The 16,866-nt window shown below is 38.4% G+C and carries 17 protein-coding genes; 1 reads left to right on the top strand and 16 read right to left on the bottom strand.

The window, feature by feature from the left end; genetic code table 11:
• Positions 1-245: hypothetical protein (locus NG346_RS11960; RefSeq protein WP_262288786.1), on the top strand; the 245-nt coding region annotated here is incomplete at its 5' end.
• 1 nt (position 246) lies between these two features.
• Here the strand turns inward: NG346_RS11960 and NG346_RS11955 are convergent.
• The 16 genes from NG346_RS11955 to NG346_RS11880 form a co-directional block, all read right to left on the bottom strand.
• Positions 247-1,062: an alpha-1,2-fucosyltransferase gene (locus NG346_RS11955; RefSeq protein WP_262288785.1), complete on the bottom strand. Its 816-nt coding sequence runs from the start codon at positions 1,060-1,062 to the stop codon at positions 247-249.
• On the bottom strand, positions 1,059-2,261 hold the full coding sequence (locus NG346_RS11950) for a glycosyltransferase (protein WP_262288784.1): 1,203 nt from the start codon (positions 2,259-2,261) through the stop codon (positions 1,059-1,061). The genes NG346_RS11955 and NG346_RS11950 overlap by 4 nt, the downstream gene beginning before the upstream one ends.
• The gene (gmhB, locus tag NG346_RS11945) at positions 2,261-3,607 is read right to left on the bottom strand and encodes a D-glycero-beta-D-manno-heptose 1,7-bisphosphate 7-phosphatase (protein WP_262288783.1); all 1,347 of its coding nucleotides are present in this window, start codon (positions 3,605-3,607) and stop codon (positions 2,261-2,263) included. The genes NG346_RS11950 and gmhB overlap by 1 nt, the downstream gene beginning before the upstream one ends.
• Positions 3,608-3,611: 4 nt before the next feature.
• On the bottom strand, positions 3,612-4,265 hold the full coding sequence (locus tag NG346_RS11940; RefSeq protein ID WP_262288782.1) for a D-sedoheptulose-7-phosphate isomerase: 654 nt from the start codon (positions 4,263-4,265) through the stop codon (positions 3,612-3,614).
• 1 nt (position 4,266) lies between these two features.
• The gene (locus NG346_RS11935) at positions 4,267-5,334 is read right to left on the bottom strand and encodes a GHMP family kinase ATP-binding protein (RefSeq protein ID WP_262288781.1); all 1,068 of its coding nucleotides are present in this window, start codon (positions 5,332-5,334) and stop codon (positions 4,267-4,269) included.
• Positions 5,335-5,348: 14 nt separating this feature from the next.
• Complete coding sequence (locus tag NG346_RS11930; RefSeq protein ID WP_262288780.1) at positions 5,349-6,572, bottom strand: hypothetical protein; 1,224 nt, start codon at positions 6,570-6,572, stop codon at positions 5,349-5,351.
• Between the two features lie 2 nt (positions 6,573-6,574).
• Positions 6,575-7,594 carry an acyltransferase family protein gene (locus NG346_RS11925; RefSeq protein ID WP_262288779.1) on the bottom strand — a complete coding sequence of 340 codons (1,020 nt, stop codon included), beginning with the start codon at positions 7,592-7,594 and terminating at the stop codon, positions 6,575-6,577.
• Positions 7,591-8,532: a glycosyltransferase family 2 protein gene (locus NG346_RS11920; protein WP_262288778.1), complete on the bottom strand. Its 942-nt coding sequence runs from the start codon at positions 8,530-8,532 to the stop codon at positions 7,591-7,593. The genes NG346_RS11925 and NG346_RS11920 overlap by 4 nt, the downstream gene beginning before the upstream one ends.
• Before the next feature lie 22 nt (positions 8,533-8,554).
• Entirely contained in the window at positions 8,555-9,421 is an 867-nt protein-coding gene (locus tag NG346_RS11915; protein ID WP_262288777.1) for a hypothetical protein, read from the bottom strand.
• Positions 9,422-9,614: 193 nt separating this feature from the next.
• Positions 9,615-10,712, bottom strand: coding sequence for a hypothetical protein (locus NG346_RS11910; protein ID WP_262288776.1), 1,098 nt, complete (start codon positions 10,710-10,712; stop codon positions 9,615-9,617).
• A 35-nt stretch (positions 10,713-10,747) separates the two neighbouring features.
• Positions 10,748-11,077 (bottom strand): transposase, encoded by a 330-nt coding sequence (locus tag NG346_RS11905; RefSeq protein WP_262288787.1) that lies wholly within the window; start codon positions 11,075-11,077, stop codon positions 10,748-10,750.
• A 318-nt stretch (positions 11,078-11,395) separates the two neighbouring features.
• The gene (locus NG346_RS11900) at positions 11,396-12,583 is read right to left on the bottom strand and encodes a CDP-glycerol glycerophosphotransferase family protein (protein WP_262288775.1); all 1,188 of its coding nucleotides are present in this window, start codon (positions 12,581-12,583) and stop codon (positions 11,396-11,398) included.
• Between the two features lie 24 nt (positions 12,584-12,607).
• A complete protein-coding gene (locus tag NG346_RS11895; protein ID WP_262288774.1) occupies positions 12,608-14,059 on the bottom strand; it encodes an MATE family efflux transporter in 1,452 nt (483 codons plus the stop codon).
• Between the two features lie 120 nt (positions 14,060-14,179).
• The gene (locus tag NG346_RS11890) at positions 14,180-14,902 is read right to left on the bottom strand and encodes an SDR family NAD(P)-dependent oxidoreductase (RefSeq protein ID WP_262288773.1); all 723 of its coding nucleotides are present in this window, start codon (positions 14,900-14,902) and stop codon (positions 14,180-14,182) included.
• The gene (locus NG346_RS11885) at positions 14,899-16,242 is read right to left on the bottom strand and encodes a Gfo/Idh/MocA family oxidoreductase (RefSeq protein WP_262288772.1); all 1,344 of its coding nucleotides are present in this window, start codon (positions 16,240-16,242) and stop codon (positions 14,899-14,901) included. The genes NG346_RS11890 and NG346_RS11885 overlap by 4 nt, the downstream gene beginning before the upstream one ends.
• A gap of 278 nt (positions 16,243-16,520) precedes the next feature.
• Positions 16,521-16,787 carry an IS66 family transposase gene (locus tag NG346_RS11880; RefSeq protein WP_262288771.1) on the bottom strand — a complete coding sequence of 89 codons (267 nt, stop codon included), beginning with the start codon at positions 16,785-16,787 and terminating at the stop codon, positions 16,521-16,523.
• Positions 16,788-16,866: the final 79 nt, after the last annotated feature.

The raw sequence follows: 16,866 nt of genomic DNA, 5'->3' as shown, positions 1-16,866 counted from the left end.
CTATCTTTTCTTGTTCCATGACCGCAAAGGTAAGCAAAAAAAATAGTTTTAGCACGCTATCATATCAAGTTCTTTGGTTAGGCAGCGGCATCCGCCTGCCACGGACAATCCCCCTTGGGCCGCTTTCTCCTGTCAAATCAAACTGTAGGATATGGCCCATGACAACCAAAACGATGGCCAAGCCTTTTGCGATGTCTATATATTCTATTCGATTACTTATCGCTTGCATGATTCGCATTCAATAAATTAATTTTTGATCTTAATCCATTCATCCAGTATGATATCCGGACTGTCAATATTCGTCCATCTATCCGGACATACAACAAGCGGATGATTTCTGTTAAGTAAGGCTGCCCAATAGCTGAAAGTACTATTTGCCAAAATCATATTCTTGCACTGGCTCATAAGATACATATCATAAAAGCTGTTAGCGCCACGGTTGCAATCTACAACCACGATCTCCTCATTTCTCAACAGAGATTGCGCAAAGCTCAGATCATCAGAAAAGACAAAGAATGTTGGATCATCTACATTTTCGTTTATTTTCGCTAGAGCCTTGGCATAATAGTCTGACGTACAAATACCACCATATAGTTCGGGATGGTTGAGGTAATCTCCTCGGCGTATGTGTATTGAAACGGAATTCGTGGTCTGTATCTTTTCCTTTATCTTCTTGTTTTCCTCGGATAAGTCATAGTTCTTATATTGCAGACTCGACAATATGCCACTCTCTACGATATACTTCTTATCTTGCCAATAGCCTTCATGGAAAATGACATTCTCTTTATCATTTTCTTTTTCGCGAATAAACCAAACTGGCATTCCAAGATGCCGAATGATTCGACTACTCCAATAAAGGATGCCACACAATGGCTTAGACCACGAAGGTTCGTTAAGTTCAACATCAAACCATTTGGTAAGCTCAAAACCATTGTGTCCAACATGTCTGTTAGGGAAGAAGGTACAAACATTCTCCTTGCTATATTTTTTCTTAATGTATAGGTAGTAGGAATACTCAAATAGCTGATTTCCTAAACCACCTAAGATTTCAATGACTTTCATCTGTTCTTTTTGATGTCGAGGTGATGACTTATTATTCCAAAGAATCGCTTTGAAATTCTCTCTGGATTATGGTACTTTCTTATCTGTTCTCTTCCTTTCTCTGCCATTCTCTCATATTTCATAGGACAATTATAAATGCTGTTGAAAATAGCTGGAATTTCATAGGCATCTTTATACAATATGCAAGATTCCTTGTCACGAACGGCAATATTTTCTAAGGCATATTTAGTACCAACACAAAGTAAACCATTTCCTATAGCATCAAGTACTTTTCCCTTTGTGCCAGTACCAACAGTTATCGGCGTGAGTTGTATATCATACTTTACTATTTCATCAATATAATGGTCAACCCACTTTATCTGTCTAGCTTCATACCCCGTGGAATTCAACTTTGAGACTACAGACTCCCATTCTTTTCCTAAGAAAGTCAAAGATACTTTGTTGATGAGATTGTATGGATTGCTTAAGAGAACTTTTATAATATCATCTACACCAGATTTCATGTACATGTCATACTTGCCAGCAATCAACACGTTCAATTTTTTGCAGAAATGTATAGTTTTATCTTTAAGGATGTAGTGTGGATGTAAGATGAAAAAACCATTATCAAAATTAGAAGTCTTACGATACATCCGAAGGTCATCCATGCCTACGAAATGGATAAGTGAATTGGTATTTCCAGCCATACGGTCATTGTTTAATGATTTTTGATACCATACATTCATCATTATCCTCCGTAATAAACTCTGACTACAAATGGTGTTTACAAAATCTCTTGCGCATCCAAGCACATTGCTGTCAGGGGCGGAGTGTACAAAATTGAACTTTGGTAACACAAACGCCCACTTATAAAAGAAATTAGGATATGTCCAAATAACGTCTGGCTTAACATCTTCTATGAGAGTTTTGATTCTCTTAGATGGCATAATCAAATCATAAATACCCCGTGGCGAAAGAAAATTACATAGTCGATTGTTCAAAAGCCTTATTTTAGTTGGAACTTCTACTTTATAAATCTTTATCGAAAGATCTTTACCTAATTGTTGTATGTATTCTGAGCCCATCTGATTGATGTCATAAGTTATCATAGAAACTTCAACATCACTTGGCCGATACTTAAGAAGAAAGTACGGGTGAGCAGATACTCCACGGATATTTTCAACGGCTGGCGTAAAACCAGTTACAAGCAAAACTTTCATTATTGATTTATTATTGATGTTACTGCTACTAAAAGGGCATTCGGTTTATTCGTTTGAATGAAGGCATTATCTTTGCATCCAGCTGAAGTTCCTGCCAACACGTCACGATTGTCATCACCAATCATATAGCTCTGACTCAGGTCGATATTGAAGTCTTTGGCTGCTCTTAACAACAATCCCGGTTTGGGTTTGCGACAATCGCAGGCAATCTTGTATTCAGGGCGCTCACCTGCAAAGCCCTTGTCAGGATGGTGGGGACAAATGTATATTCCATCAAGGTATGCGCCTTGCTGACCAAGTAATGTCTGCATTTTGCGATGAATTTCATAAAGTTCATCCCAAGATACCTCTCCACGAGCAATGACAGGCTGGTTGGTTACGACAATTGCAAGATACCCACTTGCATTGATTTTCTTTATGGCTTCTGCTGCACCATCTATTAACTCAAAATCGTCGATCTTGCGTAAGAAACCAACATATTTATTGATGGTTCCATCTCTATCGAGGAAAATTGCCTTCTGCTGATGATTAAGATTCTTAGCTCCTACAATACCAGCCTTAAAATCTGCTTCTACTTGATGAAAACGCTCAGGGGTACCCATGTCTTTCACATACTCTGGGCTATCATAGCAAAACATTTCACCAGTTCCACAAAGCGGTTTGAGAAGTTGCCGGTCTAAATCGACTTTAGAACTTAGAACTTGGTTTTTAGAACTTAGTCCGTGCGCACCATTGTCGAATACAATATCCTGAGTTCTTAACTCATCTTCTCTAAGTTCTAAGTTCTTAATACTAAGATCTAAAATTTTAGGGTCAATTACATGCAGACCGGCATTGACACGGTTGTCATACCACAGAGGTCGCTCGTCCTCCTTGCTCAGCCATCGTTCTACCTTGCCATCCTTATCAGCGATAATCAATCCACTGTCGTATGGATGGGAATTAGGATGCGTAAAAAGTGTCACCAATCCGCCATGCTGCTGATGGTATGCAATCATTCGGTTGAAATCCACATCGAATGCTGCATCAGCATTAAGAAGAAGGAAAGGCTCATCACCGATTTTGTCTCTCAACCGGAACAAGGCACCAGCATTGCCAAGAGGAGTCTTCTCGACGAAGTATTCTATCTTTACTCCTAGTTTACTTCCATCTCCGAAGTATGAGATAATCTTATCAGCGAGGTAACCTACTGTAAGGATTATATCCTTGAATCCTTGCTGAGCTAAAGAACGTATTTCACGCTCCAGTATAGGCATTCCATCAACAGGAATCAAAGGCTTTGGAATATTGGGGAAGAGCTCTGCAATTCGAGTTCCCCGGCCACCAGCCATTATAATTGTCTTCATAAAGTTAATCTTGATTACCAAAGAAGTGATCTTCAAGCATCATGCACAAGCAGTGATATACGGGAAGATGTAGTTCTTGAATTTTGTAGGTTTCGGTTTCGCCTACATGAATACAGACATCGGCAAAAGTCTCCAACTTGTTCTTCTTCTGCCCCGTGAGACCTATCACTTTCAAGCCTTTCGACTTAGCAGTGACTGCGGCGTATAGCACATTCTTGCTGCTTCCAGAGGTGGAGATACCTAAGAACACATCACCGGGTTTGCCATAACCATTAACTTGCTGTGCAAAGACAAGCTCAGGGACAGCATCATTCATGAATGCCGTTGACAGAGCTGGTTCTCCAACCAAAGATATGGCCGGTAAAGTACCTTGTAAATTGTCGGCCAACACAGGTCCCATGTCCGCATCAATTTTTTTAAGTCTGTCAGCCTGAGCTGAGAATATCTTGCGTTTCAACTTGAACTCTTTCATAAGCTCTCCGACGATATGCTCCGAATCAGCTGCAGAGCCTCCATTACCAGCCACAAGAAGTTTTCTTCCTGCAGCATAGGCTTCTTCAAGGATGTTGTAGGCACTTGCAATATCATCCTTGCATTGTCCAAGTACTGGATAACGCTCAACTAGCAAATCCAGATTCTGTCTTGTTCTCTCTTCCATTCTAACTATTTAAATGCAAATTCTGATAATCCACCTGATCTGTGTCGTAGATCTTCCATCCGTGAACACCACCATCAGTAAAGGAGAAGGGCATCGTAAAGCCACCCAACTCGTTCAAGGCCTCCTGCACTTCTTTCTTTTTTGTTGGTTCTACGATGAACATGATGAATCCTCCACCACCTGCGCCACTGACCTTACCTGCCTTGGCTCCATGCTGGAATGCAACATCCATGGCTTGGTCAATCATGGCATTGGTGATATGTGAGCTCTGCTTTTTCTTGTTTTCCCAAGAGATTCTGAGAATATCTGCCAAACTATTGATATCGCCTTTCAGCAATGCTGTTTTCATGTCAATCGCTGTCTGTTTGACAACATGCATCGCTTCAATGGCATTCTCATTTTTGTCCTTTGTGTTCTTCATCTGCTCAGAGATGATGGCATCAGAAGAACGACTTTTGCCTGTGAAATAAAGTACCATTGAAGCCTCCAACTCATCAACAATCCACCTCTTTACTTTCAGAGGATTAACAATGACCATATCATTCTTCAGAAACTCCATATAGTTGAAGCCTCCAAATGCAGCTGCATACTGATCCTGCTTACCGCCACGGAAGCCAAGGTCTATGCGCTCAATCTCATAAGCAAGCCGGGCAAGCTCGTAATCACCAAGAGGGAGATTGAACCATTCTACAAAGGCTTTCAGAATACACACTACCATGCCAGAAGATGTCCCAAGCCCCGAACCCGCAGGCGCATCATTGTAGGTGGTTATCTTGAAGGACCTTGGAGTGATACCAAAGTCCTTGATGACACGGTTATAAACTCCTTTGATAAGCGGTGCATTATCATCTATATCAAGATGGTCACTAACTGGATGACATTCATGTGTATGAGCATCGTAGGCTTCTATAGCAATCTTATCGTCATCTGTCTCCTCAATGGTACAGAAACAATAGAGATTAATAGTTGCGTTTAATACTAATCCCCCGTATATGTCACTGTATGGAGAGACGTCACTTCCTCCACCAGCTAATCCAAGCCTGAGAGGTGCTTTACTTCTGATTATCATATTTTGTCGTTTGATTATAAAATTGTAGGCTTCAACGTGTTCTTACGCTTGTGCCAATAATCTATTCCATATTTGTTCTTTAACAAAGATGCTTGAAAAAGATACAAAGCAACGATATTTGCTGCAGTGTTGCCTGACCCACCTGTGAAATATTGAATAGCCGGCATCTCCATTAGCATATATAAGGCAAATAACTTCAAGTATAGATCAATATGCTTACGCTCCTTAAAAACATGATAAAAGAAATATGCAATTACAGCAACATAAACAAGACCATATACTGAATACACACCCACAATCCCTATATCTTCACGCCACAATCCTATATTTTCACCATACATTGATTGAAAAGAGGATATTTCATTTGCATAAGCTGTGCCCGTTTGAGGATCGCCGTTACCTAACAAAATAGCTAAAATTTTCCCACCATTATAGGTAATTCCATAAAAGGCCCACGACATAGACCTAGCTTCGTATGACCAGTCATCTTTACCAGACATCTCAACGAAAGCCCCGAACCAACTATCAAAATTATAATATACTATTGCAGCAAAAATAGCAACTATAGAAAATTGATAAAATTTAATTTTTTTAGACAGGAACAAACCCAAAAACAGTGAAATAGCAACGGTTAAGTATATCTGCCTAACAGACATCAAATAAACTGTGAAAATTGCAATTATGAAAACTACAAGAGGTTTAATGATTTTATGTTGGCTAATTACTTTAGAGTAGGCCATAAATAATAATATTATACAAAATTCTCCACCAAATAGGCTAATACGAACATTGCTACCGCGAGATGTATCACCAAATTCAGAATTGCTAAATATTAAGGTAGGGTAGGTGAACTGCTGAATAATATAAATAGAACAATATGCGATACCAAAAATTAATAATATCTTTTCGAGATTTACTTTTCTGTATCCTGGTCTTGAGAATAAGAAATACATGGAATAGGTTAAGTTTTGCATTGTAACCATTGTAGTATCCATGAATCCCTGACCGTGAAGTACATAAGCGGGTATTAAACTTAACCAAGGTACTAGCATTAGCATAATTACGGTTTTATCAACAAAAGTTCTTGGTCTATAAGCAGATTGGAAAAGCAATATGATTGATAAAGCCAAAGCTAATATACGCGAAATTCGTCCCCACAGCACATTATCAAATCCTGTGTAGGAAAAGAATTTAATGTATAGAAGAATCAGTAATATAATTATTAATTTTTGTCTCATCTTCAATTATGATTTTTACGGCCCAAAAATAGAATCGAGAAAATGTTGGATGTCCTAATTATATGCAAGACTATTAAGCATAATCCGATGTTGAAAATTGTAATGAATGAAGAAGATAATATTTGAATGGACATGCTACATAGTTTCTCTTCTATGGTGCCATTTGCAAGGTTATTTATTAAAGTTCGTGTCCCGGGTATATATATCTTAAAATATCCATGAAGTAGATAAAGCTCTAATGAGTACTTTCCTATGAGCGTGAAGAACTTCTTTATACCCCCCCCTATTAGAGACGTATTCTTACAAATATATTTGATACAGACAACGCCGGACAAAGCCCCTAAAGCTGCATGAATACGACCGTATACATGAAAAACTTGTAATATGTCACAAGATATGAATAATGAAGAAAATATTAGTAGGCTTAAAGTATATACTATATTCTTGTCTAATAGTTTTTTTACTAAATCATACCTTCTGCAAATACATCCGAAACAGAAAACAAGATAATGCTGTCCTGCTAGAGATTGAAAACTTAAGAATCGCTCTTCGATTGGATTATGAAGACCAGCAATAACATTAATGCCTATATAGGCTAATGCATAAAATGAAAAGTCCCAACCTCTTCCTAGTTTATATTTGAACCTTATAAATTCATAGAATGTATTAATAACTATTGCTTCAAATAATGTTCCTAAAAACCAGGGACTTTTAAAAGGAATATCTAATACGAAATAATTGAAAACAGAGAATGTTACTAACGGTACAATCAATGTATAGAATCTCCGCCATAATGTGGATAATGTAGTTCCTTCATTATACTCCTTTCCGACGAGAAGAAATCCAGAAACCCAAAAGAATATTGGTACATGAAAGATGTTTATAAGGTTAAAATATACATCATTAATAGGAGAATAACTTGACGATTGCTCCCAATGTAATGAATGTCCTGCAATTACAAAAAAAATAGCTATTCCTTTCAGTACATCAAGGTACTCAATATGTTTTTTTTGTTCTATCATATCATTGACTTTATCAGATTATTCCAAATCAATCTTTCTGGATGATTATAAACTTTTCGTTTTTTATGCCAATATAACAAAGATGTTATTCTGTTGTTTGATTTCATATCAATGAGCATATAATATTTTATTTGACCAAGAAAGAATTCTTCTAATTGTTTTAACGTCTGTTTTCTAAAGGTGTCAGACAATAGCGAGTGGTCAATACTAGCCTTATCTAAGAAGTTTTTTATCATTTTAAATTGAAGATACACTGTACTCATCTTTTCCCTATTGTGGGAGGATGAACTTATAGATTGACTATTTGATCTATATTGGAAAATAGGAACTTGCGTATGCGCAATACCATCTTTTTCAGCTGCCCGAAAGACAGAAATGTTATCACTGCCCCAAGCATAAGGCAAATCATAAAAACCACCTTCTTTTCGTAGTAAGGCTACATCAAATAGAAAATCTCCTATAAACTGCGTTCGACCTGACAATCTTGAATAGATGAGGCTGTAAACGCTTTCCTTTTCTGGAAGTGGCTGTAGTATGTTTATTAACTCACTATTTTCATCTATTATTTCTGTCCAACCATGATAGACACCAAGCCCCGGATATTTCTCAATCAGCTTCACATATTCCTCTAGGCAGCTGGGTAGGAGCTTGTCGTCATCACCCATGCAGATAATATAGTCGCCGGTGGCATATTCGAGGCACTTATTCCAGTTGCCGACAACGTGCTCTGCGCCAAAGCCAGCTTTGTTCTTATAATATCTGATGCGTGGGTCGTCGTACTTGCTAACGATACTGTCCAAATCCTGTGGCGATGCATCATTGACGATAATCAGCTCAAAGTTCTTATACGTCTGCGCCAAAATGCTGTCGATACACTCCGCCAAGAACTGCGCCTTGTAGGCAGGTACCGTCACGCTGAATTTAATATTTTCGGTCATATAATAACGAATCTCGATTCTCTTAAATAGTCTTTACTCTTCGCTTACCTCCTAATTTATGGCTAACTCCATACCAATAGCTGTAGCACGGCAGGATAATTATACTGGCGAACAATAGTGTCCACAATTCATCGTAGTTGGGTATTGTATTGCTATTGTTAAATCCAAAGAGTATACAGACTATATAGAACAAGATCCAATGAGCACAATAATAATCCATTGATGTTCTGCCGATGCTTGTCAAAACTGGTAATTGAAAGACAATCAATTTAAAGAGATTGTTAAAGATAACGATTCCCGCAATGGATGCAATTACTCCTGTAATCCAATATCCACAGATTGTTCTATCATCTCGAAACCCTATCTGTGAAGGTAAGAATGCAATTATCAAACCAAATATAATGATGCTTGTAATCAAAAATCGTCTATCATATTGCTTATCCTTCAAATAATATCCTGTCAAGTAGAACTTTATGCCTAATGGAGTATTAACCAGCCAATAGGGTGTATGAGCGACATGTTGTATTAGTATTGTTCCACCCCCCCCTAAAATAACAGAGACTGTCCAAAGATATACCTTTTTTATCTTATATTTGTCTGCTAGTGCAACTATCGACTTTACAAGGAATAGTGTCAGTAGGAACCATAGTGCAAGATTTCCACCCGCAGATCCTTCGAATGCAATACCAATTATGGGGTCTAAAACAATGTTCCTCCAGTTGAGTGTACCCTGCTGATAGAGCATTGTCCATAATGCCAACTCACCAATAATTGTATATACAATGTAAGGTATGAGTAGTTTCTTACTCCATTTTATTATTGCAGCCTTTGTATTCGCTTGTTGCTTATAGTACATCCCTGATTTATAAAAGAACCAGGGCATGAACATAAACAGCACGTCGTTACCATATACATAGAACGAATCGTCCGTTGTCCCAGACCATTGAAACGCATGGCCTATTATCATCCAAATGATAAAAAGTCCGCAGACAGCATCAAGAGAGGTGTCGCGGGATGGAAATATACTGTTTTGGATCATAAATAACTATAGTTCTTTATTGATTGGTTATTCTCCAGTGCGATCAGCAACTGATCTTCATATCATAGTAAGCTATCCCATAGTCCTTGCATGCCTCAGTAGCTTCTATCTCCTTCCAGGCTTCATGGAGGAAATCAAGATCGGACTGAGGGATCAGCCCGGCAGTATGGGCACTCTTGATGATATCAAGGAGGAGGTCGCAGGAGTCGTCGGGATCATAGATGTCGTCGAAGTAACACCAATGTTCATCGGAGATGAAGTGACGGCACATGGACTTGACGGTCTGGAGGAAGAGGAGGATGGCAGCATGGGAATCGCCGATGGCAAACTGTAACTTTATCTCCTTTTCCACCCAATCATAGATGTCGTGACCGATGCGGGTACACTCCCAGTCGATATGGTCCGGTGCGAAGAGCTGCTCGATGTCATTGTTCAGAGGTATGAGCGAATGCTTCTCGGCTTCTTGCATTGCCTTAAGTTTGGCTCCTCTCTCCTTGCGCAGCTGTTCTCTTCTCATCTCAGCCTGTTCCGCCTTGGAAGGGAAGCGGTCGATGTGGATCGGCTCGCCGGTAAGGGTGGTGTCGGGGATCAATGACTGCAGTGCGGTTGGATTAAGTTCCCAGTCTGTGTAAAGAGGAGAATGGGAGTTGATGATCTCGGTTGCCTCAGACAGTGCGGTTTGGTTGTTCCAAACGACGGCACTATTGACCATTGCCTTGTAGCTGGTCTTGACGAGTTTGCGGAGTCTTGCTGTATACTGATTGAAGTAGGTATCGAGTTCGTGACGGGCTTTCCACGAAGGAAGATGCTGGCAGAGGAGCGACGTCTGGGCATAAGCAGCATCTGGACGATGGGCTTCCAGACACTTTTCGATGTTCTTCGTCATCATCTTCTCCAAGGTACGGACCTGATAGAGGAAGTCATCGGAGTCGTTCGGTGTCCACTCAATAGCTGAAGTGATGTAGTAGTCATACCAGTCATTGTAATCGACAGTCAGTCCTGCCGGTATGTATCCGAACTTAGGGATCTTACGTAGTTCATTCCGGTGCTTCGCTACCTTCTCTCGTTCCTTCCAATGTTGTTCTTCCTTGTATCTACTCTTGACCTGCGCCTCTATCTGCCGGAACGCTTCCGACGCCATGGCTTTCTTGTTGATGAGTCCCGGCAGCCTCTCCTTCAGATAGTTTGCCCACAGTCTTTGAGATCTGCCACAAGATGAGGCTTCATCGGATTCTGATGGATGTAACGTAGGAGGGTGAAGAAATAATCCCAACTCTCTACGGGCTGACTCTTGAAACGCTCCTGAAAGAGATGGCCTATGCGGTCGTATTTGTGATTATAATAATAAACGTATGAGGAGGCAATCCGCTTCATGGAGTCTCCAATGGGTTCGTCATTCTCTTGTATGAGCAGGTGGATATGGTTTCCCATAAGGCACCAGGCATAGATGAAGCAATGGCGGATTGCTGACTCTTGTTGGTCATCCTGTTCTTTTGGGAGCGGCATCGTGAGTTTGGAAGCAAGTTGCCCTCGCTTTTGTAGGTTGTGACTGACTGATGGTCGAGTATCAACCTGCCATCCACACAAATGCTGGAGGATATGAACGAAATGTTCGTAATCCTCTGAGCACTCAAAGATCTGCTGTTTGTTCACACCTCTTAGGATGGCGTGATAAACTTTGAAGTGAGAATGTTCTCTTGGCTGACGTGGCATGATGAATATCGCCTTTCAGTAGTTATATGGTGTATGGGTCAAGGTACCTGTCCCCCTGACCCTCAGACTCAGGACCCTCAGTGGAGGGGGTAATAGAAAGCTTCTTCATTTTTACAATTTTAATATTTGTTCTGTCTGCTGCGGAGAGACTTCCCTTTGATTCCACTTGCTATAATAATAATCTCGTTTTGCCCTTCTCTTATCTTCAAATTTATCAACTCCATTAAGAGCATCTTCTATTTCACTGCAAAGAGTTTCTTTGTCAGAGCAGATAGGACCAGGAATGTTAGGCTTGTATTCTTCATACATACCACGATCATGGGCGAGATAATCATTAAGATCGAAACAGTAGAATATTTGAGGACGATCAAGAAGGAGATGGTCAATATAGCAACTGGAATAGTCGGTAATTAGTATATCAGCACAATCAAGGATTATCTGAGAAGGAGTCGTCTCATGTGTAATCTCATAAATACACGAGAATTCTGAACCAATTGTAGGTTCATTCCGATGATAGAAATGCTTCTTAATTAAAAAAACAGCATTATATTTCTCACATAATTCATTAATCCTCTTTAAATCAAGCAACTTATACATATCCATTATTTGTTTTCCTTCCCTTCTATGAGTAGGCATATAAACGATAATCTTCTTGCTGCTAAATCTTTCTCTATATGGATTCTTATGTTCTACATAGAAATAGTCATTTCGTGCTTGTCCTACATCTATAACGTGCTTATCATCAGAACGAAAACAACTTATATATCTTCTCTTGATCTCAGGACTTGTTGCAAAATGATAACAATGACGATGTGGAAAACTTTGTAAAAAGTATTGCAGTTTAGTTCCTATAGTTTCTCTTGGTCTAGACAAATCATCATCAAATACGACTTTTTTAAGTGGTACGCCATGCCAAAGGTTAATGAACCTAGCTCCACCCATTAATTTCATCAATTTTTCTCCAATATCACCTCCCAAATTGTATGTCGCTGTGATAACATATCTTGCTCTTAAGGAAAGATATATTGCTTTCCAAGAGTGACTTTTACATACAGGAAGGTTTTTGCTTTTAACTATTTGGTAAACCATGTCATTTGATGTTATCCAAGTGACTTTAAGGTCTTTTCTAAAATTATATATGTACTCGAAAAGATATTTTGGATTATCATCATATTTATTGCCAAACCACGCCCCAAAAATCATCAGATTTCTCTTTCTTGGGAAAAGCATCGATAAATACAATATTGTAGTATCTATAAAAAATTTCCCCCAATACTTAATGCTTTTAAAAACTCTCATAGTTTATTTATATTAATTTTTGATCTAATTATGAATTTTACTCAGAACAGCATTTATAACTATCTCTCTCTCATGTTTCGTCATACCCAGATATAGAACACTTAATATAGTAGAAACACCGCTAACTATGATGACAACTCCTGTTCTAATAAGTGAAGTGTCCATATTAAAGTATATAATAGCAGGCAAAATAAAGGAAATAATTGTCGTTGTGGAAATCCTAAAAAGAACCTCATGAAAGAACATTTGAGGAGGAAAGCCAATTAATCCTTTAACCATATAAAGCTTTACAAATATCAAAACAAAATAGATAACAAAGAAAACAACATAAGATATGTATGCTGGCAAACCTATTGCGAACAGCCCCCATGATATAGGAAATACTAGCCAACTTACTGATGATATATAAATATAGTATTTCTTTATTCTGCCAGTTGCCAATACTGCCATAGTCATACTATTGGCAACCATATCAAACAGTGTTCCAATCATGGAAAGGCGTAAGAACAAAGGTGCTTCTGGAGGATAATTCTTTAACCATAATCTCATAATCGTCTCTGTTTCAAACATAAAAGGGACAACGAATACTAACATTAATAGGTAAGAGAATTTTGCTCCTCTGCAGATCAAGCTGAATAGATAGTCCATTTCACCTTTTGCATAAGATTTCATAATCTGAGGATTAATTGCAGTGGTGAAATTGGTAACGAATTGCTTTACGATTCCTTCTACCTGGTTTGCAACACCTCGAGCAGCGTTAGCAGTTACACCAAAGTAAATATTAGTCAGTATATTAACTCCTTGGGTATTAAAAAGGTAAATACCTGAGCTGAACAGATTCCATCCGGCAAATTGCCCCATATCCTTTATAAGAGACTTATCGAAATAGAAATGATAATGCGCCTCTTCAAAATGACTTCCACAATATATGCCATAAATAATTCTGTCCAGTATACCAACGCATAAGAATAGGAAAGAGTAAGTAATCAGCTTATCAAACGGTGATATATAAAGCATATAAACTATTATCAATTTCATGGTAACGTCAAATATACTCATATACGCATAGACATTCATTCTCTCGTGAGCAATTATAGTTGCATTGTAAGGCACACTTATTAAGTTTACGACAAATGACAGTAGAGAAAATTGCAATACCCAATTAGCGGCATATAATCTTCCTTCCGGAATGCTCATTTTGTTATTAAGAAACCAAATAGAAATAGGTTCAGCTACCAAAAGTATTATAACTGACATTCCAAGCATAATAGTCACGCTTGTTGAAAATACTTTTTTTAGTCTGTCAATATCTCCTTTTCCAAGTGCAACATTTATATAGCGTCCTATAGCTGAGGATAATGATCCTGTAAGAAGAGAAAACATTGACACAAATCCAGCTACGACATTGTTTATACCGTAATCGGATATGCCCAATGTATTTAAAACAACACGACTGGTGAAGAGCCCGACAGCCATTGTGATGAACAGTCGAACATACAACATCAAAGTGTTCTTTGCTATGCGCTTATTATTTTCTGCGTTCGAACTCATTTTTTTGTCATGTTGCTATTGATGAATGAATATTTGAACAAGATTTTATTTATAACAATATCCTCCATCAACATTTAAAATAGTTCCATTAACAAATGGATTATCAATTATAAATTCGTAGGCTTTTGCAATTTCGCTAACCTTTGCGAATCTATGAATCGCAGTTTTATCGCAAATATTGTTACGAATTTCATGTGGTTTCTTCTTTTGCCACTCAGTATCGACAAACCCCGGTGCTACTACATTTACAGTAGTATCAGTTCCTGCGAATTCTTTCACAAGGTTCATTGCTAAAGCATGAACTGCGCTTTTTGTAACGCCATAAGCTAAGACTGTACCATGGGGATGGAGCGCCATTTCACTACCTGTAAATATAATACGACTACCATGAGGTATTATATCATATAGTTCTCTTAGCAATATGTAATGGCTATTAACTGCCACTTCCATCATTGCATCCCAATCGGAATCTTTGCTATCTTGGAATTTTTTCCTTATAGTAATTCCCGCATTACAAACTATACAATCTATGTGAGAATAATCTTTTTTTATAGATTCTATAAATGTGTAAGTTTGTGCACGAACACTTTGATCTACTTGTGTTACTTGTAAATCAAATTTACATTGCTTCATTTCTTTTTCAAATGCAATTGCTGAATCTTTATCATGCGCATAAGTGGATATAACTTTATAACCTTTCTTTAAAAGCATTTCCGTAACTCCACGTCCAATACCTTTAGTTCCACCCGTTACAATAGCATTTTTCATATTTCGATGAAATTTATTCTATTAGTAAAGTGTTCCATACATTCTGCCATCTTAATGCTTTCTCTTCTTCTGAGACGAGCTGATGACTTTCTATGATTCACGATCATGCTGATAAATTCCTGTATTTCGTATCGCAGTCCGTCACCGTCCCAACTATAGAAATACTTCTTATTCTGGTTTTGGTCTTCGTAGCGTAATTCGAAGTAATCTGTTTTCCACCACGGTGCAGGTACATAAGCATATCCCTTTGTTCCAGATACAACCAAGTTGCCTTCTGTCTTAACACCGAGCCCTAGTTTAAGGCTACATACAGCTTTATCGTAGCGAAGAATGGCTTTTGTATAAACATCAACGCCATTTCTCATTCTGCTATAGATATTCATATTTTTAATATCTATGCCACATAGCCTAATTATAGGTAACAAAGGATATGAGCCCATTTCATAGAAGCTGCCACCTGCCTGTTTGGGGTCAAGTTCACGAAGTGTTGGGTCTCCCCATACTTTTGACTCTGAAGCATCAACATCTACTACTTCACCTATAAGTCCGGTTTTAATCAACGTTACAAGGTGGTTAAAGGCAGGACAAAATGCAGTTTTATTGGCTTCAAGCAGCACAAGACTTTTGCCTTCTGCTAACTTATACAATTCTTTAGCTCGTTTACTGTCCAAAACGAGTGGCGTTTCACAAAGTACATGCTTTCCTTGTTCTAATGCATACTTTGTTTGCTCATAATGCTTTAGATGTGGAGTTGCAATGTATACAGCATCAGAGTTTTCTACAAGTTCTTCAAAAGAAGAGAATGCCTTACACTTGTGCCTGTCTGAAAATGTATTTAGAGTTTCTTTATTTGTATCGAAAGCTCCTAATACACTGACTTGACTTACAAAACTTGATTCCTTAGGGAATTTGTTGGCAACTCTTCCACATCCTACAATTCCGATTTTAATATCTTGGTCTCTTTCGGCACGCAGCATAGTAGAAGATATGCCTTCTGTGCGTGGTAAATAAACTACTTTACAATATTCCTTAAGATAGTCAAAATGCCCTTCCCAATCTGAACCTACTGTAAAGATGTCAACATCATATTTTTGAATATCGTCTATCTTCTGACCTACATAATCTTCTATGATTATCTTATCCGCAAGACCAGTCTTTTTTACAGCTTCAACTCTCTCAAGAACGTTGTTCTTAACATTTAGTTTACCACGTTCTCTGTCAAAATTATCATTGGTAACACCTACTATAAGATAGTCACCAAGAGCCTTTGCTCGTTTTAAAAGATTGATATGACCTTGATGTAATAGGTCATAAGTTCCATATGTGATAACTTTTATCATAAAATTATGACTTTTTGTAAACGATCAATTGCTACCTATAGGCATTAAACACGGTACTTTCGAGTACCCCATTCTCTGCTAGGCAGAGTAAATAATAAGCGTTTTTGATCAATATTGATTTATCCGAACAACATCCGAGCGTAGTCATGATATCAATCTGAGAACTACTTGAAGAAGCTCTGAAATAATTGTAAACGTCCAATTGTTGCTTATCAGCTTTAAACAGAGTACTTTCGAGTACCCCGTTTTATGCTAGGCTGAGTAAGATTTAAGACTTGTTAATCAATAGCGAGTTGTCCGGGCAGCATCTGAGCGTAGTCACGACATCCCTCAGAGAACTTCTTGAAGAAGCTCTGAAGATACTTCAACACTTTCACACCCATCATCCGGCAAGTCTGGATAATGGTATTATAGGTAGCCGCGCAATCGATGCCCTCCTCACTTCCGAAGGTCATTGTATTCTTCCGGTCTACGGTAAACGGACGCACATTTCTCTCGGCAATGTTATTGTCGATACTGTACTCTCCATCGTCCCTGTATTTCATGACTTATCCATTTTAAGGTACTCCTGCACAGACTCAGAAGTTGTCTCCTGAGCCTCCAATTCACGCCGCATATTGATGT

It is taken from the genome of Hallella absiana (genome assembly GCF_025457485.1).
Lineage (GTDB): Bacteria > Bacteroidota > Bacteroidia > Bacteroidales > Bacteroidaceae > Prevotella > Prevotella absiana.
This window is presented reverse-complemented; position numbering and strand designations above follow the sequence as displayed.

Coding starts and splice junctions, on each gene's coding strand:
- NG346_RS11935 (WP_262288781.1), bottom strand. CDS start 5,334: ATGATAATCAGAAGTAAAGCACCTCTCAGGCTTGGATTAGCTGGTGGA.
- NG346_RS11890 (WP_262288773.1), bottom strand. CDS start 14,902: ATGAAAAATGCTATTGTAACGGGTGGAACTAAAGGTATTGGACGTGGA.
- NG346_RS11895 (WP_262288774.1), bottom strand. CDS start 14,059: ATGGCTGTCGGGCTCTTCACCAGTCGTGTTGTTTTAAATACATTGGGC.
- NG346_RS11885 (WP_262288772.1), bottom strand. CDS start 16,242: ATGATAAAAGTTATCACATATGGAACTTATGACCTATTACATCAAGGT.
- NG346_RS11940 (WP_262288782.1), bottom strand. CDS start 4,265: ATGGAAGAGAGAACAAGACAGAATCTGGATTTGCTAGTTGAGCGTTAT.
- NG346_RS11910 (WP_262288776.1), bottom strand. CDS start 10,712: ATGGCGTCGGAAGCGTTCCGGCAGATAGAGGCGCAGGTCAAGAGTAGA.
- NG346_RS11950 (WP_262288784.1), bottom strand. CDS start 2,261: ATGAAAGTTTTGCTTGTAACTGGTTTTACGCCAGCCGTTGAAAATATC.
- NG346_RS11880 (WP_262288771.1), bottom strand. CDS start 16,787: ATGAAATACAGGGACGATGGAGAGTACAGTATCGACAATAACATTGCC.
- NG346_RS11930 (WP_262288780.1), bottom strand. CDS start 6,572: ATGAGACAAAAATTAATAATTATATTACTGATTCTTCTATACATTAAA.
- NG346_RS11905 (WP_262288787.1), bottom strand. CDS start 11,077: ATGCCGCTCCCAAAAGAACAGGATGACCAACAAGAGTCAGCAATCCGC.
- NG346_RS11955 (WP_262288785.1), bottom strand. CDS start 1,062: ATGAAAGTCATTGAAATCTTAGGTGGTTTAGGAAATCAGCTATTTGAG.
- gmhB (WP_262288783.1), bottom strand. CDS start 3,607: ATGAAGACAATTATAATGGCTGGTGGCCGGGGAACTCGAATTGCAGAG.
- NG346_RS11900 (WP_262288775.1), bottom strand. CDS start 12,583: ATGAGAGTTTTTAAAAGCATTAAGTATTGGGGGAAATTTTTTATAGAT.
- NG346_RS11925 (WP_262288779.1), bottom strand. CDS start 7,594: ATGATAGAACAAAAAAAACATATTGAGTACCTTGATGTACTGAAAGGA.
- NG346_RS11915 (WP_262288777.1), bottom strand. CDS start 9,421: ATGTTCATGCCCTGGTTCTTTTATAAATCAGGGATGTACTATAAGCAA.
- NG346_RS11920 (WP_262288778.1), bottom strand. CDS start 8,532: ATGACCGAAAATATTAAATTCAGCGTGACGGTACCTGCCTACAAGGCG.